This is a genomic window from Psychrobacillus sp. FSL W7-1493 (assembly GCF_038004905.1).
GTDB lineage: Bacteria > Bacillota > Bacilli > Bacillales_A > Planococcaceae > Psychrobacillus.
Map to the genome: position 1 here is coordinate 3,042,080 of NZ_JBBOSB010000001.1, position 15,276 is coordinate 3,057,355.

Sequence of the window (15,276 nt, forward strand, 5' to 3'; positions counted from 1 at the left end):
CCCAATTCTATTTTAAAAGATAAACATTAAAAATTGATGAGAATTGGAGTTTTTGGAATAAAAATATAAATAGTAGTACCAAACCCAATTGTGCTATCTATTTCCAGTTCGAGAGATAAACGGTTGGCAATCTCTTTTGCAATGGACAATCCAAGACCAGTTCCACCTGTTTTCCTATTTCGATCCTCGTCGACACGATAAAATCGGTCAAAGATATGATCAATATCTTTTTTAGGAATACCGTTCCCATAGTCTAAAATTGCGACTACTGTATGATTTTCTTCCTCGGTAATCGTCGTCTTAATTTCTTTTTCGCTGTATTTCCTCGCATTATCTAGAATAATAAAAAGAAGCTGTGTTAGCTGCTCCATATCTGTATTCACGTAGACAGGGCCATCACCTTTTAATATAAATTTACGATTATAAGCAGTGCGCATAGATTGCAAGGTATTTTCCACCAGCTCATACAATTCAATTGTTTCCGACTTTTGAGTGTGCTGTCCATTCCCTTTGGCCAGTAACAACATTTGAGAAATCATCTCTTTCATTCTTGCCGTCTCATGAATGATTGCATTTACTGATTCCTCTGCTATTGCTTTATCTTTGAAGCCATGACGAGACAATAGCTTTGCATAGCTTTCGATGACAGTGAGTGGCGTTTTTAATTCATGTGAAGCATCAGAAACAAACTGTTCCTGCTTATTGTAGTTTTCCTCTAGCTGCTCCATCATTTCATTAAACGCTATTCCCATCTGAGTCATTTCATCTTTACGATTTTTACTTAACTCTATTTTTTGATATTTTCCTGACATCCTGCTTTGGGACATGGTTTTAATTAATTTATTTATAGGTTTAGTAATGATATTACCTAAAGTGACACTTGAAATTGTCATAAGGAGCATCCCTATTATAGTTACCCCTATTAAGGTCCAACGAAGGAATTTTAAATTTTTATCTACCTCAACAAGCTGTTTAAGCGTATGGATTTCAACAACTTCGCCATTTTGCCATATGACTGGCTTTGTTATAGTTAGGACGGGGACACCTCGAAAATAACCTGAGGTATATCGCTCTCCATTCTCTAACTCCGGTTTATAATCTTTCATCTCTTCGATTGACTCTACAAAGACGATAGATTCACCCTTGGCGTTGATCACTCTAATTCCTCCATTAGGAGGGATAAAAGCACGTAAAATAGTAGCTGGATCGTCATCCGCTCCCATTTTACTGAGAGCGCCAATCAGCTCGTCTACTTCATTATTCAACTGATTGTACTCGGTATCAAAAGCCATTGACTCAAATATAAAATAGATACCTATATTCATTAATCCTAAAATTACTAGCGTTAAAAATGTAGAGAAAAGATGAATTTTTGCTTTAAGCTTCATTTTTTAGCTCCTTCAAAACATATCCCACGCCTCTTACGGTTTGAATGAAAGAAGAACAATTTTTCTCCTCTAATTTTTTTCGTACATATCTTATGTAAACGTCCACAATATTTGTATCCCCATAATAATCAAAGCCCCACACAGCGTCTAAAAGCTGCTCCCTTGATAACACTTGGTTAGGATGCTTTATTAAGTAAAGTAGTAAATCATACTCTCGTGGTGTCAAATTGACTTGTTCCCCATCATTAGTAATCTCTCTCGTTTGCTCATTTAAAGTAATAGAATGGAAAACATGAACATTGTCTACTTGATCTGATACTGAAGCAGAGTATTTATTGAAACGAATGGCTGAACGTACACGAGCAAGAAGCTCTTCAATTTCAAACGGCTTCGTCACATAATCGTTTGCCCCTAGATCCAACCCCTTCACCTTGTCCTCCAGCCCGCTCTTTGCAGTCAATAAAATAACTGGAGTTTTAGCCTCTGTCGCTCTAATTCTCCTTAATACATCTAACCCATTTAACCCTGGCAGCATCAAATCTAGCAGCACAAGATCCCACGGCTTTTCTCTATATTTAATAAGGCCATCTGTACCTGTATAAGCAATCTCGACAGAATACCCCTCGAATTCCAGCTCTAATTGTAGAACACGAGCAATATTTTCCTCATCCTCTATAATTAATATCTGCTCTTTCATACGGAATCCCCCTCTTTATGGCTATTTTAACACAATATACCGACCAAATTATACACATTACAGAATCATTACAGGTGCCTGGCACCTGTAAAGTACCTATAACAAAGCGCTTTAATTTTATTTTCAACACGATTTTAAGCGATAAAACAAGAATTTCATCGAATAATATCTATAAAAATCAAATTATTGTGAATATTGCATAATTTCCATTATTGTACATTTTATAGGTTTATAGTATGTTTGTTAAAAGAATAGATGGAGGTTAGCAAAATGGGGAGAATGCGGAGGATTTGGCAGCCAGAGATTTATTATCACGTGACAATGAGAGGCAATAATCGACAGAATATTTTCTTGAACGAAGGAGATGTTTCTCTCTTTTTCCGTGCTTTACAACGTACATATAAAAAATCGAATTTCATAATTATTGCTTACTGTATTATGAATAATCATTACCACCTTTTAATCCGCTCCCCTGAGACACCACTTTCGGAAGTGATGTTATCCATCAACAAGACTTACTCAGAATACTTCAAACGTAAATATAATTATTTTGGACAACTCTATGAAACTAGATTTTTTTCCAGTATGGTTTCCGACCCTATAGGCTTATTAAATGTCAGTAGTTACATTCATCAAAACCCTTTAACGACTTCCAAGGCTATGACCAATAAGATGGAATACTATCCTTATAGTTCGTTTCAATATTATTTTTTCGATAAGAAAAGTGACTATCCTTTTGTAAACACCGAGTTGCTTCCCAATTTAATAAAAAATTACCCAGATATTAAAGAAAGAACCTACGTAGCCTATTGTGAAAATTTTCGGATTAAACAAGATATACATTTTGACTACGAGATTCCTACTAATTAAATTAATTGGATGTACAGCGTGTGAATAATGGAGACAGTTGCACAACCTGTAAAGACATGATTTCTTGCAAGATCCATCTCATGTCCTTCATTAAACGAGCTGTAAATTGCAACAAATTCATAACATTAATTCATTTTTCAAAGAAAAGAACCGCTCCTTTTCTTAACCTAGGAGCGATTCACACTTTTATTTTAGTTCTGTAACCCAGCCAAAAGGATCTTCCACTGTTCCACTTTGAATGCCAGTCAATGTATCATATAATTTCTTAGATAACTCACCAGTTTCTCCGTTATTTACATAGAATAGCTCGCCTTTCCAGCGAAGCTCACCAATTGGAGAAATAACTGCAGCAGTTCCTGTTCCAAATGCTTCTTCCAGCTTACCGTTTAAATAAGCTTCTCTAATTTCCTCCATTGACACCTTGCGTTCCGCTACCGGCACACCCCAATATTTTAATAGCTCGATAATGGATTTTCTAGTAATGCCATCTAGAATAGAACCGTTTAAGGCTGGAGTAACAACCTCTCCATCTATTTTAAAGAACACATTCATGCTTCCTACTTCTTCAATATACTTTCGTTCAATTCCATCTAGCCATAATACTTGCGAGTAACCCTCTTTATCAGCCACTTCCTGTGCCTTTAAACTAGAAGCATAATTACCAGCTGTTTTAGCCATTCCTGTACCACCCGCCACTGCACGAACGTATTCACTTTCTACTAATATTTTTACAGGATGGATACCTTCTTTATAATAAGAGCCAACGGGCGACATAATAATCATAAAGCTATAAGTCTTAGATGGAGAAACACCTAAATGTGCTTCAGTCCCAATCATAAATGGTCGGATATATAGAGATGTTCCCGGTTCATTTGGAATCCATTCCTTATCAATCTCAAGCAGCTCTTTCAATGCTTCTATAGCAAACTCTTCATCTATTTGAGGCATACTGAGTCGATCGCAGGAAATATTCATACGTTTCATGTTTTGTTCTGGTCGAAATAAACGAACTACGCCATCCTTAGACAAATACGCTTTCATGCCTTCAAATACCGTTTGCCCATAATGTAATATAGTTGCAGAAGGGTCTAACGTAATCGGTTGATAAGGGACAATCCGATGATCATGCCATCCAATACCTGTTGTATAGTCCGCAATAAACATATGATCTGTAAATTTAGTACCAAAGGCAAGTTGGCCGGCAGGTGTTTTCTCATTTTTGATTTCATTTTCTGTAACCTTGATTTTCACACTATTCATGTTGTATTACCCCTATCAATTTAATTATTTAGTAAATTGCAACTTTTATAAATGTGCAATATATTATATGCAATTATACTCCTTTTCTCAAAATTGAAAACACCTTTTTAGAAAATTTTCTAAAAATTTTGTGTATTTTTAACTCTACTTTTCATTTTTGTAAATTTAAAGGAATTATATCTTAATATCCCTTTAAATAAACCGTTAATTTTTAGATATTATAAATTCGAACTATGTGTATATTGAAAGCGCACTAAATAAAGAAATTGTAACTCCAGTGAATGCTGACATATTTGGAGCAAATAAATCTATCACTAGAGCAGAGGCAGTAACCATTATTATTCGTTCTCTTGGATTAGAGGGACGTGCACCGACTCCTGGTTACACAACGAAGTTCATTGACGACAACAAAATACCAAAATCAGCAAAAGATAGCATCTATGTAGCAAGTGAACTAGGCTTAATCAATCCAGACAGAAAAAATCGTATCAATCCTAACGAAGTCCTTACAAGAGGAAAAGCATCACAGCTACTTGTTAGATATATGAACTTCCTTGAATCTGACCTAAAACAAAACTATCGCGATGACATGATTAATTTCAACTAAACTCAAAACCCCATCTAAACACCGGCGAATGCACCGGTTCTAGATGGGGTTTTTAACTTCATCAAGGCGTTTATGTTTCAAGGTTACTTATATTTACTGGCATCGCTTATGTTACAGGTGCCTGGCACCTGTAACATAAGCACCAAAACATAGCTCCTATATCATTAAACAAATATAAACCAAAGGATTGCTGTAACGATGATTGTTGTAATACCTTGGAGTAGAGTTGCCATTGTTTGGGCTTTGTACGCGTCTGTAACCTTCATGCCACTAAATTGAGTTACTACCCAGAAATAGCTGTCATTTACATGGCTCACTGTCATCGCTCCTGCTCCTACCGCCATAACAACTAGCGCTAACGGTAATGCACCCTCTATGCCTAGAGTTGGTAACATTGGTGCTACCAGTGATGAAGTAATAACTAGTGCAGCTGTTGAGGAGCCTTGTGCTGTTTTAAGTGCTGCCGCAATAAGGAATGGCACTAGTAGGAATAATGCTCCATTAGCCAATACCCCTAAGTCCATTTCCTGTAGAAGCTCTGCTACTCCAGAGTTTTTAATTACTGTCCCAAAAGCTCCTCCTGCACCGGTGATTAATAAAATTGGTGCTGCTTCCTTAAGGCTTTCACCAATCCAACCAGACAACGTTTTTTCACTAATTTCAGGTAGCAAAAAGAAGGAAGCTAATACACCGAACAATAGTGCCACAGTTGGAGAACCAAGGAATCTTAAGAAGTTCGTTAATCCTGATTCATCGCCTACTAATGCAGCTACCGAACCTATTCCGATTAATAAAATTGGTAGTACGATTGGTAAAAATGCTTTAAAGGTAGATGGCATTTTTCCAAAGGATTTAATAACCTCTTCGTAATCCAGTGCATCTTCCTGATCCGCTGGCACGTCGATTTTAGTCCCAACCTTCACGGCCCATAAATAACCTACGATAGTGGCAGGTATGGCTACAAACAAACCAACTAAAATAATGGTTCCAAGATAATCTGTTGCTCCAATATTTCCGGCTGCTGCGATTGGTCCAGGAGTTGGAGGCACTAATGTGTGTGTTGCATAAAGCCCTGTAGACAAAGCTACTGCCATAGATGCTACCTTGACCTTCGCACGTTTTGCTAATGATTTTTGTAAACTTGATAAAATAATAAATCCAGAATCACAAAATACAGGTATTGATACGATAAAACCTATGATGGACATGGCAAGCTGCGGTCTTTTTTCACCTAGAATACGAAGGACAACCTCTGCCATTCGGTAAGCTCCACCAGACTTTTCAAGAATAACCCCTATAATTGTTCCCGCAACAATTACAATTCCGATACTCGTCATTAAACCGCCAAAGCCAGAGTTAACATTCTCTACAACAGTTAGCAGTGGCATACCAGAAGCAATACCTACAAAGAAGGCACTGATTAATAGAGCCAAAAAGGGATGTAGCTTGAACACTGCTGTTGCCACTACAACAAAAACAACTCCTAACAAAATAACTAAAAACAACATGACCTTACACCTCTTCCTTTAGAATGGCTTGCATTGTTTCCTTAGTTCTTACACTTAAATAATGAACCGGGTCTTTTATGGATTCTTCCACACTCACTGAATGGTCTACTATACTAACAAGCTTAGAAAAATAGGTAGACAAGTCTACTTTGCTTTCTTTCTCTATAAAGCCAGAGAGCAATATAACGGGAATCCCTTTTTTATTTGCAGCAACAGCAACTCCCATCGGAGCTTTACCAGAGAGAGTTTGTCTGTCCGTTTTACCTTCTCCTGTAATGACGAAGTCTGCATCCTCTAAGTGCTTTTCAAATTGAATGGCCTCCATGACAACTTCTATGCCTGGCTTTAATTGGACAGGAAATAAAGCAAGAAAAGCACCTCCAAGTCCTCCAGCTGCACCAGCACCTGGCATCTGATGCACCCTAATACCTTTCACTTCCGCTATTTTATTTGCAAGATTCTTTAAACCATTCTCTAGCAGTTCCTCCATTTGTGGAGTTACCCCTTTTTGTGGACCAAACACAGCCGTAGCACCATTTTTGCCTAATAAGGGATTATCCACATCACAAGCTAATATGAACTGTGAACGTTGAATTCGCTTATCCATTCGACTGATATCTATCTCTTCAAGATTTACAAGAGAGCCTCCCCCAGCTTGTATTTCTTCTTTTACCTTATTCCTAAATTCAACTCCTAATGCACGTAGCATCCCTGCCCCGCCATCATTCGTTGCACTCCCCCCTATTCCAACAATAAACTTTCGGAATCCTTGATCGAGTGCGTGACGAATCAGTTCACCTGTACCAAACGTTGATGTCATTAGCGGATTTCTTTCATCTTGCGACAATAGAGTCAAACCAGAAGCTCTCGCCATTTCAATGACACAAGTCTCTTTGTCTCCTAACACCCCATAAACCGCCTCTATTTGTTTTCCTAATGGGTCTTGAACGTTTGCTGTTACAAATCTTCCACCAGTTGCAATGACAAGGGGTTCTAGCGTTCCTTCCCCACCATCTGCTACAGGTAGTAATACAGTTTCAATAGATGGATCAACCTCATGAATCGCGTTGGAAACAGCCCTAGCAACCTCAGTTGCTGACAATGAACCCTTGTAAGAGTCAGGACTAATTACAATTTTCATATATTCTCTCCTCCGATTAAAGCGCTTACAAAGATTATATTGCAAAGAAAAAATGATTACATTATACTTAATGTATAATTTTCCTGTATTATAACAGCTAGTTTTTTATACATTGAGGTGATTCAATTGATAACCAAGCAATTAGCCGAACAGATAGTACAGCAAACTATGCTTCGTCTTCATCGAAATATTAACGTTATGCAGACAAATGGAGTCATACTTGCCTCTGGCGATGAGCTAAGAGTAAATCATATACATGAAGGTGCTATTGAAGTAGCTAAAACTAAGTCGCCGCTAAGGATTACAAAGGATAATAATCACCTTTTTCCCCGAACAAAGTGTGGCATTAATTTACCTATATTTTATCAAAATGAAATAGTCGGGATCATTGGAGTAACAGGTGAACCTACCGACATGGAGGAGATAGCAACACTTCTTCAGTTAACAACTGAAATGATGGTACATCAAGCATTAATAGTCTCTGAGAGAGAGTGGAAGCGGAAAATACAAGAGCTCGTCTTCGAAGAATTAATGAGTGGACAGCCAATCCAGAAATATTTACAGGAAAGGCTCAACAAAATAGGGTTTCAAAACAAAGCCCCATTTTATGCAATGATGCTTGAGGTAGATCCAGAGTCTTCCTCTTATCAAAATATTATTCAGGAAATAGAATACTATCTAGAAACAGATTCTATTTTGGTCGGTCATTACCAAGCGAGCGAGCATTTTATTTTAATTTCTGGCTTGGATAAAACAACATTCACTCGCAAAGTTACCTTATTAGCAGAAAAACTAATGAAATATTATTCTCTTTCCATTGGGCTAGGTAGAGAAGTTCAATTATTAGAGCAAGTCCATTATGCTTACCGAACAGCCAAGCTCGCTCTTCAATACGGAAATCCTAACAAACCAGTCATTTCCTTCGAGGAGGTAGAAATTTACTCTCTGTTTAAAAATAAAGAATCCTTTGAGGTTCAAACCTATACAAAAAAAATACTAGAGCCATTGGATATTAAACTACAAACTACCTTGCAGAAATATTTTGATTGCAGTCTTCAGCTCTCTATTTGTGCTGAGGAACTCGGGATTCATCGCCATACCCTCACCTACCGTCTAAACAAAATAGCACAAGTAACAGGTTATAATCCTACTAACTTTCAGGATGCATTAGCACTCCAGTTAGCTTTGTTATTAAAAAAGACTATGTTAAAGAGTAGGGTTGATTTATGATGCAAAGAAATCTTAAATCAGAGAGTAGAATTGATTTTTCGCCACAGCAGGACGCTTTCCGCGGGGGAGCGATAAGCCACCACCCAACGCTTGCGCGCGTGGTTGTGATGTCTTATCTGTCTCACACATCTCACTGGAGTCGCCGTCTGGCACTCCAATCAATAAACGGGAACAGCTTTAGCATCGATAAAGCGCTAATAAATTTACTCGCATAAACAAAGCTGAAAAACTGTCACCAACCCCAATTTCATCATCTATTTATGTTCTTAATAGCCATTTGAAAATTCCTTTGTTTATGTTTACAGTCACTATAAAAAAGAATTGTTAATCAAAATTGACCAATAACTTTAACATAGCTTTAAAAAACTAGAAATTTACGTTTAAACGAAAAAACCGTTTCAGCTCATTAGCCGAAACGGTTATATTATTTATTTGTATTATTTTTTAGCTACTTGAACGTTAGCAACTTTTTTAGCGCCTACGTATTTTTTACCCCAATAATAAGGATCATTAATTTTATCGATTCTTACACCTTTTGATGATGAAGCATGAATGAATTGACCATTCCCGATAAACATCCCAACATGTGATACACCTTTACCAGTCGTATTGAAGAATACTAAATCCCCAACTGCTAGTTTAGCTTTATTTACTGGCGTTCCTTTACTGTACATTCCAGCAGCAGTTCTCGGAAGAGAGACACCTTTACCTTTGTACACGTACCCAATAAATCCAGAGCAATCAAATCCTGCCTTCGTTGTGCCACCATAACGATATTTAGTTCCTATTAGACTTTTCGCACTTGATACTATTTCGTTGGATTTTACAGAGCTAGCTGCTTCTGTACTTCCCGCAAATGTTCCCATGGCTAAAACTAGAGTTAGTGTTAAGATCGTGATAAGTTTTTTAAACAAAGAAGTCAATTTTGATGTTCCCCCAAAGAAGTATTGAAAAATTTCTCTATTTTTTCTCGTTAAAAATTTCTCTATACCCATACTAACATGGTTTAAACATTAGTGATTTTACAGTTGTGTAACAATCAGATTACAAGCCAAAAAGTATACTAAGACTCTCCTCCCGTTTTAAATTTGAACAAATAAGTACAATATGCCTAATTTATTAGCATGAATTATAATATTATTGTTATTTTCCTCTATCTATCATTAGGATATATGTGTTATAAATAGATGGTTAACTATTATTTGCCAAAAAGAATAGGAGATTACTATTGTGAAACTGAAATGGAAAAATACACTTACTCTACATCTCGGTACAATTATCGTCGGGGTAATGATTGTTATGCTTACGATTACTTCTGTAGCTACTTATAAAACTGCCTATGGGGAACTTTACAAAGCAGCTGGGATTGAAGCATATGGTTGTGCTAATATTACTACCGGTTTAATTACACCTGAAGATATGAATAAAATTCTAACTGGAGACGCTGCTGCTATTAAAAGCGTAGGCGAACAGCTCAACTGGACTACGGCACATAAAGATATATTTGAAACCCAGTATATTATTGACTTGGAAGGAACCATCTTAGCTACGGATGATAACTTAAAAGAAACTGGCTTTAAAGCAGGAGATCAATTCTACATAGATAAAGAAGCAGTTGATATGCTTGTCGAGATGGGGCACCCTACCTACTCAGAAAGCTATGAGTACGCTGGGATGAATCGTTTGTCTGGCTATGCTCCAATCTTCGAGGATCATGACCCTTCTAAAGAAATTATTGCTATTAGTGTAATAGATTTTAATGCGGACATCGTCTCTGAAAGAACATGGGATGTAGTTAGTAAAGGATTATTATTAAGCATTTTTCCTTTATTGTTAGCTTCTATAGTTACTCTTCTTTTAATTAGAAGAAAAACAAAGCCATTATCTGTTTTGATTGCGCATGCAGAAGAGATCGCAAATGGAAACTTAGCTGTTAAAGACACAAAGTTTACAAGTAAGGATGAGGTTGGCAATTTAAGTAGGACGCTTAATACGCTAGCTTGTAACCTACGCACGATCATTGGAACGATACAAGATACTTCCTCCCAACTAATGAAAAATGCAGAAGAAACTACAGCCTCTTTGAATGAAATGAAGGAAGCAGCTCATCAGATTGCCAATAATATGAGCGAAAACGTTGCATCTATATCAACTGGAACAGCATCTGCTGAAAGCTCAACTGTTATCTTAAACAATTTAGCGACCGGCCTACAGCATTCAAAGGAAACTGCGGACCAGTGCTCGGTACAATCAATGACCACTATGCAGATTGCTCAAGAAGGACTCAAAAAAGCCGAAGAAACTAGTCGAGACATGAACAAAATAAGAAATGCCTCCATTGAAACTAGCGCAATGATTGTTAAGCTTGATGAAGCAACTAATAAAATACAGCACATTACTGGGTCCATCGCGGGCATAGCAGCTCAAACAAATCTACTAGCACTTAATGCCTCTATAGAAGCAGCTCGTGCTGGTGAGCATGGAAAAGGATTTGCAGTTGTAGCAGAAGAAGTTCGCAAGCTAGCAGAACAGTCTAATCTAGAGGTTAAACAAGTAGAAGAAATCGTAAAAGAGATAACGGAAAACATCTCACACGTAGTAACCTCTACGGACACCAGCACCAAACTAATCGAAACTGGAAATGTAACCGTTCTGCAAACTTCTCAATCCTTACAGAATATCTCTACAGCTGTCGGTAAGACAGCAGAGGAAATCTCAAGGATTTCTACAATGACAACCGAAGAAGCTGCTAACTCTAAGCAAGTAGTAGATCTTATCGAAAATCTAACAGAATCTATAAGAGAAATTGAACAAGTGACTACCACCATTTCAGCTGTAACAGAAGAAACCTCTGCCTCTATAGACGAGATTTCACAGCATTCCGCTGAAACATCCGAAGTAGCACAACAACTTCATAACCTCATAAACAAATTTAAACTCTAACGATCACCTATATTATTACAAGTGCCTGGCACCTGTAATAATATTTTCAGAAGACACAAAAATAGACGCCCACGTTACAGGGGGCGTCTATTTTTTATTTGTATAGGCTTTTAATAAGGGTTTCTAGCATTACTGGCATTTCAACAAAAGCACTGTCTATATGTAGTCTTTCTGTTTTTTGGTGAGCATCCTTGCCGAAGGGTCCTACGTTCAGTACTGGCCCCTTTAATTTTGCCATATCTTCAAATGGGATATCATAAGTATCTCCCCATACTGGTGTATTGCTTTCAAATGCTGTCCAGCCGTTTCCATCGTCTTCATAGTTTACATAGCTCAAATCGCATATCCCATTAAAATAATGTATTTGTTTTACTGTATTATTAAAGGATTGTGCAGATTGCTTCATTAGCTCCACCGCTTCTATAATCAGTGGATCCTTGGATGTGTTAACCGCTGGATAATATGGTGGGGCAAAGAGCAAGACAGTAGCTGGTGAGAGCTCCTGACATTGAATCATAAGACTATCTACTATTCGAAGTGATTTTTCACGATCGTCCCATTCCTCTTCAGCAAGTACTTCTTGCTTAAGTCTTTGAACTTCCTCTATCCCTAATTTTTTATTGGCATACGCAAGCAGCTCGTCATATTTCAAAACTCTGACCTGTCCTATTCCTTGGACCTGCTCCCTTTCACAAATTTGTTGATAGGTTTTATTCAAAGCGTCCATTGCCTCATTTGCAACCTGTTCAAACAGATCCATAATGTCAGAAGCAGTTCTTCTTAATAAAAACACGTTGTACAAAGCAACTGCTCGGTACGGTGTTTGCGTTGAATAAGACATTTTCAAATCCTTTTGCTGTAAAGAAACTGGCAACGGAGTACTTTCCCCAAGGTCATGCTCTGTAAATATAGGGTTATATTCCATACGCTGTGTTAAGAAAGAAGCAATATAGTTAGCCGTCATCCCTTTCATCGGCTCTCCTACATGAGTTTCCTTTCCATAAAATAGTGCAGCGGGCATAATTTTACCTATCGTACCAGAGTAGATATACTCGTCAATATCCTTTGGCACCTGTGAAAATGAAGGCTCACTATTTAAAAACAGCTTATATGATAAATTAAACTCTTCACGAATTCGAACTAACTGAGTAACAGCCGCACGCATACCAGCAGAGTTTACCTCTTCGTCAGGTACACTTGTGAGAATTAAATTAATTGGCCATTCTTCCACAGTAGCTTTTTCAATCAACTGCATATGTAAGGCTAATCCCATCTTCATATCCATCGTTCCACGGCCAAACAAATACTTGCCGGTTGCCAAATCTTCTTGAGCATCTTCCGGTAACTCACTAGGATTCTCCATTAACTTTCTAGTTAACTCCTCCGGAAAATAAGCTAAAGGCTCCAAAGTACCATATTCTTCTGTCTGCACAGTATCGAAATGACTAATAAGAACAACCGTTTCTGTTGCAGAAGGATGCTTATATAAAGCTGTCACTACCTGTCTTCCCAAGCCAGCATCATGAAGCTGGAGCTGACTCGGATGGGTTTGAAAATACTCAAGCTCTCGAATCTTTTCTATTAACTTAGGAGCAAACTCCCTTTCTCCATCTGTTAACGTAATACTATTCCAGCTCACAAGCTCACACAATAATTCACGAAGTCGATCTGACGTATCCCATAAAAGCTTATTCATACTAATCCTCCTAACAAAATCTTTTTTATATTTATATAGTTTATTTTACATTATTTCAAGTGCCTGGCACCTGTAATATTTCATCCATAAATATACAAAAAAAGGTCAATACAAATTGACCTTTTCCAGAATTCCTTATAATTTTTTCCATTCTTCTTCTAGCCATTCTAAGCCTTTTTCACCTTCATACGCATCATATACATCGATACGCATTCTTTTTAGCTTAGTTAAATAGTCGTCAAACGTATGATCTTTTGGTAAGCTCTTTTTCACGCGAACAAATACTTTATTTGCTCCTTTTACCAATTCGAATTTTTTACGCTTTGGTAACACGACATCTTCCCCTAACTCAAGCAATGAGCGATATGCTTCTTCTTGAATTTGAAAAACTGGGTCATGGTCTAATCTTACTTTTAGTATATCAATCACTTGGCTTGTATTATAATTTCCCAACTCTTCAACGGCACTTAAACGAGTTCTCCAGCTTCCAGTACGGTTAGCTGCTTTTTTAAGATCCTCATAGTTTTCAGGTAACTCATTTTTTATAGACTTTTTACTCAATCAATTCATACTCCTTTAAATTTCATCTAAAACACATTATGTTTGTCCATTAATTATATACTATGTGCTCATTAAAACCTATTTTTTATATTTCCACCTCAAAAGCAATTAAATAATACTGTATAATTACCAATTATATTGTAATTAATATATATAAATGATACAATTTCCAAAAGGAGGTGATTGGTTGAAAAACGTCGATGAAATAAAAAAATATAAATTTTTATTGTCCTTTCACGATGGCCATCAACTACTATTTGAAACAGACACAGACATTAGAACAGCAGAGCGCGAATACATAAATGGTGGAATGTTTGTGCAAACTGAAAATAAATACACAATCAATTTAAATCAAGTAGCACGAATTCAAGTAAAAAAACAACGATAATGAAGCAGCGTTCCTCGGTCCTAATTATTATTAGTTTTATAAAATCAATCCTCAAAATAAAATACATTTCCCTTAAAAAGCAAAACGCACCCCTATTTAAAACGGATGCGTTTTTTATATACTTTTTTATGAAATATTACAAGTGCCAGGCACCTGTAACATTGTGTCTATGCTTCTACCCGTTGTTTTCTCTTAACCTCTTGTTTTCCAATAGAATATAAGTAGCCTCGTTCATTAAAGTTAAAGCTCTTATACTTACACTTACAATATAAAATGATTAGCTGCTCCGGTAAGACTGCTATCATTGCGTAAAATACAATCATGCCCAAAACAAGGATACCCGGAGTACTACTGTCATAGTAATTAGAGTTATGAGAGATCCACTTCGTTATAAGTATAAATACAGCTCCCCCTATTAGTACGACTTTAGGAACAAACGACATATTTGCTAGTTCGTTTCGTTGTTCTTCCTTTTGAGTGCCTTTTCGGTAGTCACCTTTTTTAAGCAGTATATAATAACGTGCCATTATAAGGATAAATAAAAAAAGTGCTACTGCTAAAATAACGTAGGTGATTTGCAATAAGGCATACTCATTGTTAGTCAAACCCTCATCCTCCAACCCTATTGTAAATAGGGAAATAATCAGGAATGAAATGGAACCGACATTATGGGAAACCAAAATGGAAAGTGCGTACTGTATCCTTTCACTTCTTTTATAAACAAACGGGATAGAGTATACAATACTTAATCCGATTATAGTAACAGTTAACCAAAAATGTATGTTAATTATCTCCTCTTTAAACGGAAAAAGAGAGTAAGGTGCTGCTAAATAATAATTTATAGCAAACATCAATGCTTGTAAAAAAATACCTAGTATTAATACAACACTTATACTTTCCCTACTTTGGCGACCAGATTCTAACGGTTCTCTTAGTACTTCAAAATCTTCCTCCCTTAATGTGCCCATTGTTTTTCTATTCAACTCC

At 36.9% G+C, this 15,276-nt stretch carries 14 protein-coding genes; 5 read left to right on the forward strand and 9 right to left on the reverse strand.

What is annotated here, in order from left to right:
• Positions 1 to 26 precede the first annotated feature (26 nt).
• Together MKX96_RS15300 and MKX96_RS15305 are read right to left on the reverse strand one after the other, a co-directional pair.
• Positions 27 to 1,388: a sensor histidine kinase gene (locus MKX96_RS15300; RefSeq protein WP_340884884.1), complete on the reverse strand. Its 1,362-nt coding sequence runs from the start codon at positions 1,386 to 1,388 to the stop codon at positions 27 to 29.
• Complete coding sequence (locus MKX96_RS15305) at positions 1,378 to 2,085, reverse strand: response regulator transcription factor (protein ID WP_340884886.1); 708 nt, start codon at positions 2,083 to 2,085, stop codon at positions 1,378 to 1,380. Before MKX96_RS15305 ends, MKX96_RS15300 begins: the two co-directional genes overlap by 11 nt.
• A gap of 270 nt (positions 2,086 to 2,355) precedes the next feature.
• Here MKX96_RS15305 and MKX96_RS15310 point away from each other — a divergent pair, with 270 nt between their 5' ends.
• Positions 2,356 to 2,955, forward strand: a complete 600-nt coding sequence (locus MKX96_RS15310; RefSeq protein WP_340884888.1) for a transposase — start codon at positions 2,356 to 2,358, stop codon at positions 2,953 to 2,955.
• 186 nt (positions 2,956 to 3,141) lie between these two features.
• On the opposite strand, the gene MKX96_RS15315 is transcribed toward MKX96_RS15310, so the two are convergent.
• Complete coding sequence (locus tag MKX96_RS15315; protein ID WP_340884891.1) at positions 3,142 to 4,215, reverse strand: branched-chain amino acid aminotransferase; 1,074 nt, start codon at positions 4,213 to 4,215, stop codon at positions 3,142 to 3,144.
• Between the two features lie 277 nt (positions 4,216 to 4,492).
• Here MKX96_RS15315 and MKX96_RS15320 point away from each other — a divergent pair, with 277 nt between their 5' ends.
• The gene (locus MKX96_RS15320) at positions 4,493 to 4,822 is read left to right on the forward strand and encodes an S-layer homology domain-containing protein (protein ID WP_445678199.1); all 330 of its coding nucleotides are present in this window, start codon (positions 4,493 to 4,495) and stop codon (positions 4,820 to 4,822) included.
• A 164-nt stretch (positions 4,823 to 4,986) separates the two neighbouring features.
• Here the strand turns inward: MKX96_RS15320 and MKX96_RS15325 are convergent, their stop codons facing one another.
• Positions 4,987 to 6,330, reverse strand: coding sequence for a GntP family permease (locus MKX96_RS15325; protein ID WP_340884896.1), 1,344 nt, complete (start codon positions 6,328 to 6,330; stop codon positions 4,987 to 4,989).
• Between the two features lie 4 nt (positions 6,331 to 6,334).
• Positions 6,335 to 7,471: a glycerate kinase gene (locus tag MKX96_RS15330; protein ID WP_340884899.1), complete on the reverse strand. Its 1,137-nt coding sequence runs from the start codon at positions 7,469 to 7,471 to the stop codon at positions 6,335 to 6,337.
• 126 nt (positions 7,472 to 7,597) lie between these two features.
• Here MKX96_RS15330 and MKX96_RS15335 point away from each other — a divergent pair, with 126 nt between their 5' ends.
• Positions 7,598 to 8,701, forward strand: coding sequence for a CdaR family transcriptional regulator (locus tag MKX96_RS15335; RefSeq protein WP_340884901.1), 1,104 nt, complete (start codon positions 7,598 to 7,600; stop codon positions 8,699 to 8,701).
• Between the two features lie 437 nt (positions 8,702 to 9,138).
• Here MKX96_RS15335 and MKX96_RS15340 read toward each other — a convergent pair whose 3' ends face one another.
• Positions 9,139 to 9,624 carry a C40 family peptidase gene (locus tag MKX96_RS15340; RefSeq protein ID WP_340884903.1) on the reverse strand — a complete coding sequence of 162 codons (486 nt, stop codon included), beginning with the start codon at positions 9,622 to 9,624 and terminating at the stop codon, positions 9,139 to 9,141.
• Positions 9,625 to 9,931: 307 nt separating this feature from the next.
• Here MKX96_RS15340 and MKX96_RS15345 point away from each other — a divergent pair, with 307 nt between their 5' ends.
• Positions 9,932 to 11,644 (forward strand): methyl-accepting chemotaxis protein, encoded by a 1,713-nt coding sequence (locus MKX96_RS15345; protein ID WP_340884906.1) that lies wholly within the window; start codon positions 9,932 to 9,934, stop codon positions 11,642 to 11,644.
• Positions 11,645 to 11,738: 94 nt separating this feature from the next.
• Here MKX96_RS15345 and MKX96_RS15350 read toward each other — a convergent pair whose 3' ends face one another.
• Both MKX96_RS15350 and MKX96_RS15355 read right to left on the reverse strand, forming a co-directional pair.
• Positions 11,739 to 13,340 carry a M20/M25/M40 family metallo-hydrolase gene (locus tag MKX96_RS15350; RefSeq protein ID WP_340884908.1) on the reverse strand — a complete coding sequence of 534 codons (1,602 nt, stop codon included), beginning with the start codon at positions 13,338 to 13,340 and terminating at the stop codon, positions 11,739 to 11,741.
• Between the two features lie 135 nt (positions 13,341 to 13,475).
• Positions 13,476 to 13,901 carry a HEAT repeat domain-containing protein gene (locus MKX96_RS15355; protein WP_340884911.1) on the reverse strand — a complete coding sequence of 142 codons (426 nt, stop codon included), beginning with the start codon at positions 13,899 to 13,901 and terminating at the stop codon, positions 13,476 to 13,478.
• Positions 13,902 to 14,088: 187 nt separating this feature from the next.
• Here MKX96_RS15355 and MKX96_RS15360 point away from each other — a divergent pair, with 187 nt between their 5' ends.
• Positions 14,089 to 14,289 carry a hypothetical protein gene (locus MKX96_RS15360; RefSeq protein ID WP_340884913.1) on the forward strand — a complete coding sequence of 67 codons (201 nt, stop codon included), beginning with the start codon at positions 14,089 to 14,091 and terminating at the stop codon, positions 14,287 to 14,289.
• Positions 14,290 to 14,456: 167 nt separating this feature from the next.
• Here the strand turns inward: MKX96_RS15360 and MKX96_RS15365 are convergent, their stop codons facing one another.
• Positions 14,457 to 15,257 carry a hypothetical protein gene (locus tag MKX96_RS15365; protein ID WP_340884915.1) on the reverse strand — a complete coding sequence of 267 codons (801 nt, stop codon included), beginning with the start codon at positions 15,255 to 15,257 and terminating at the stop codon, positions 14,457 to 14,459.
• Positions 15,258 to 15,276: the final 19 nt, after the last annotated feature.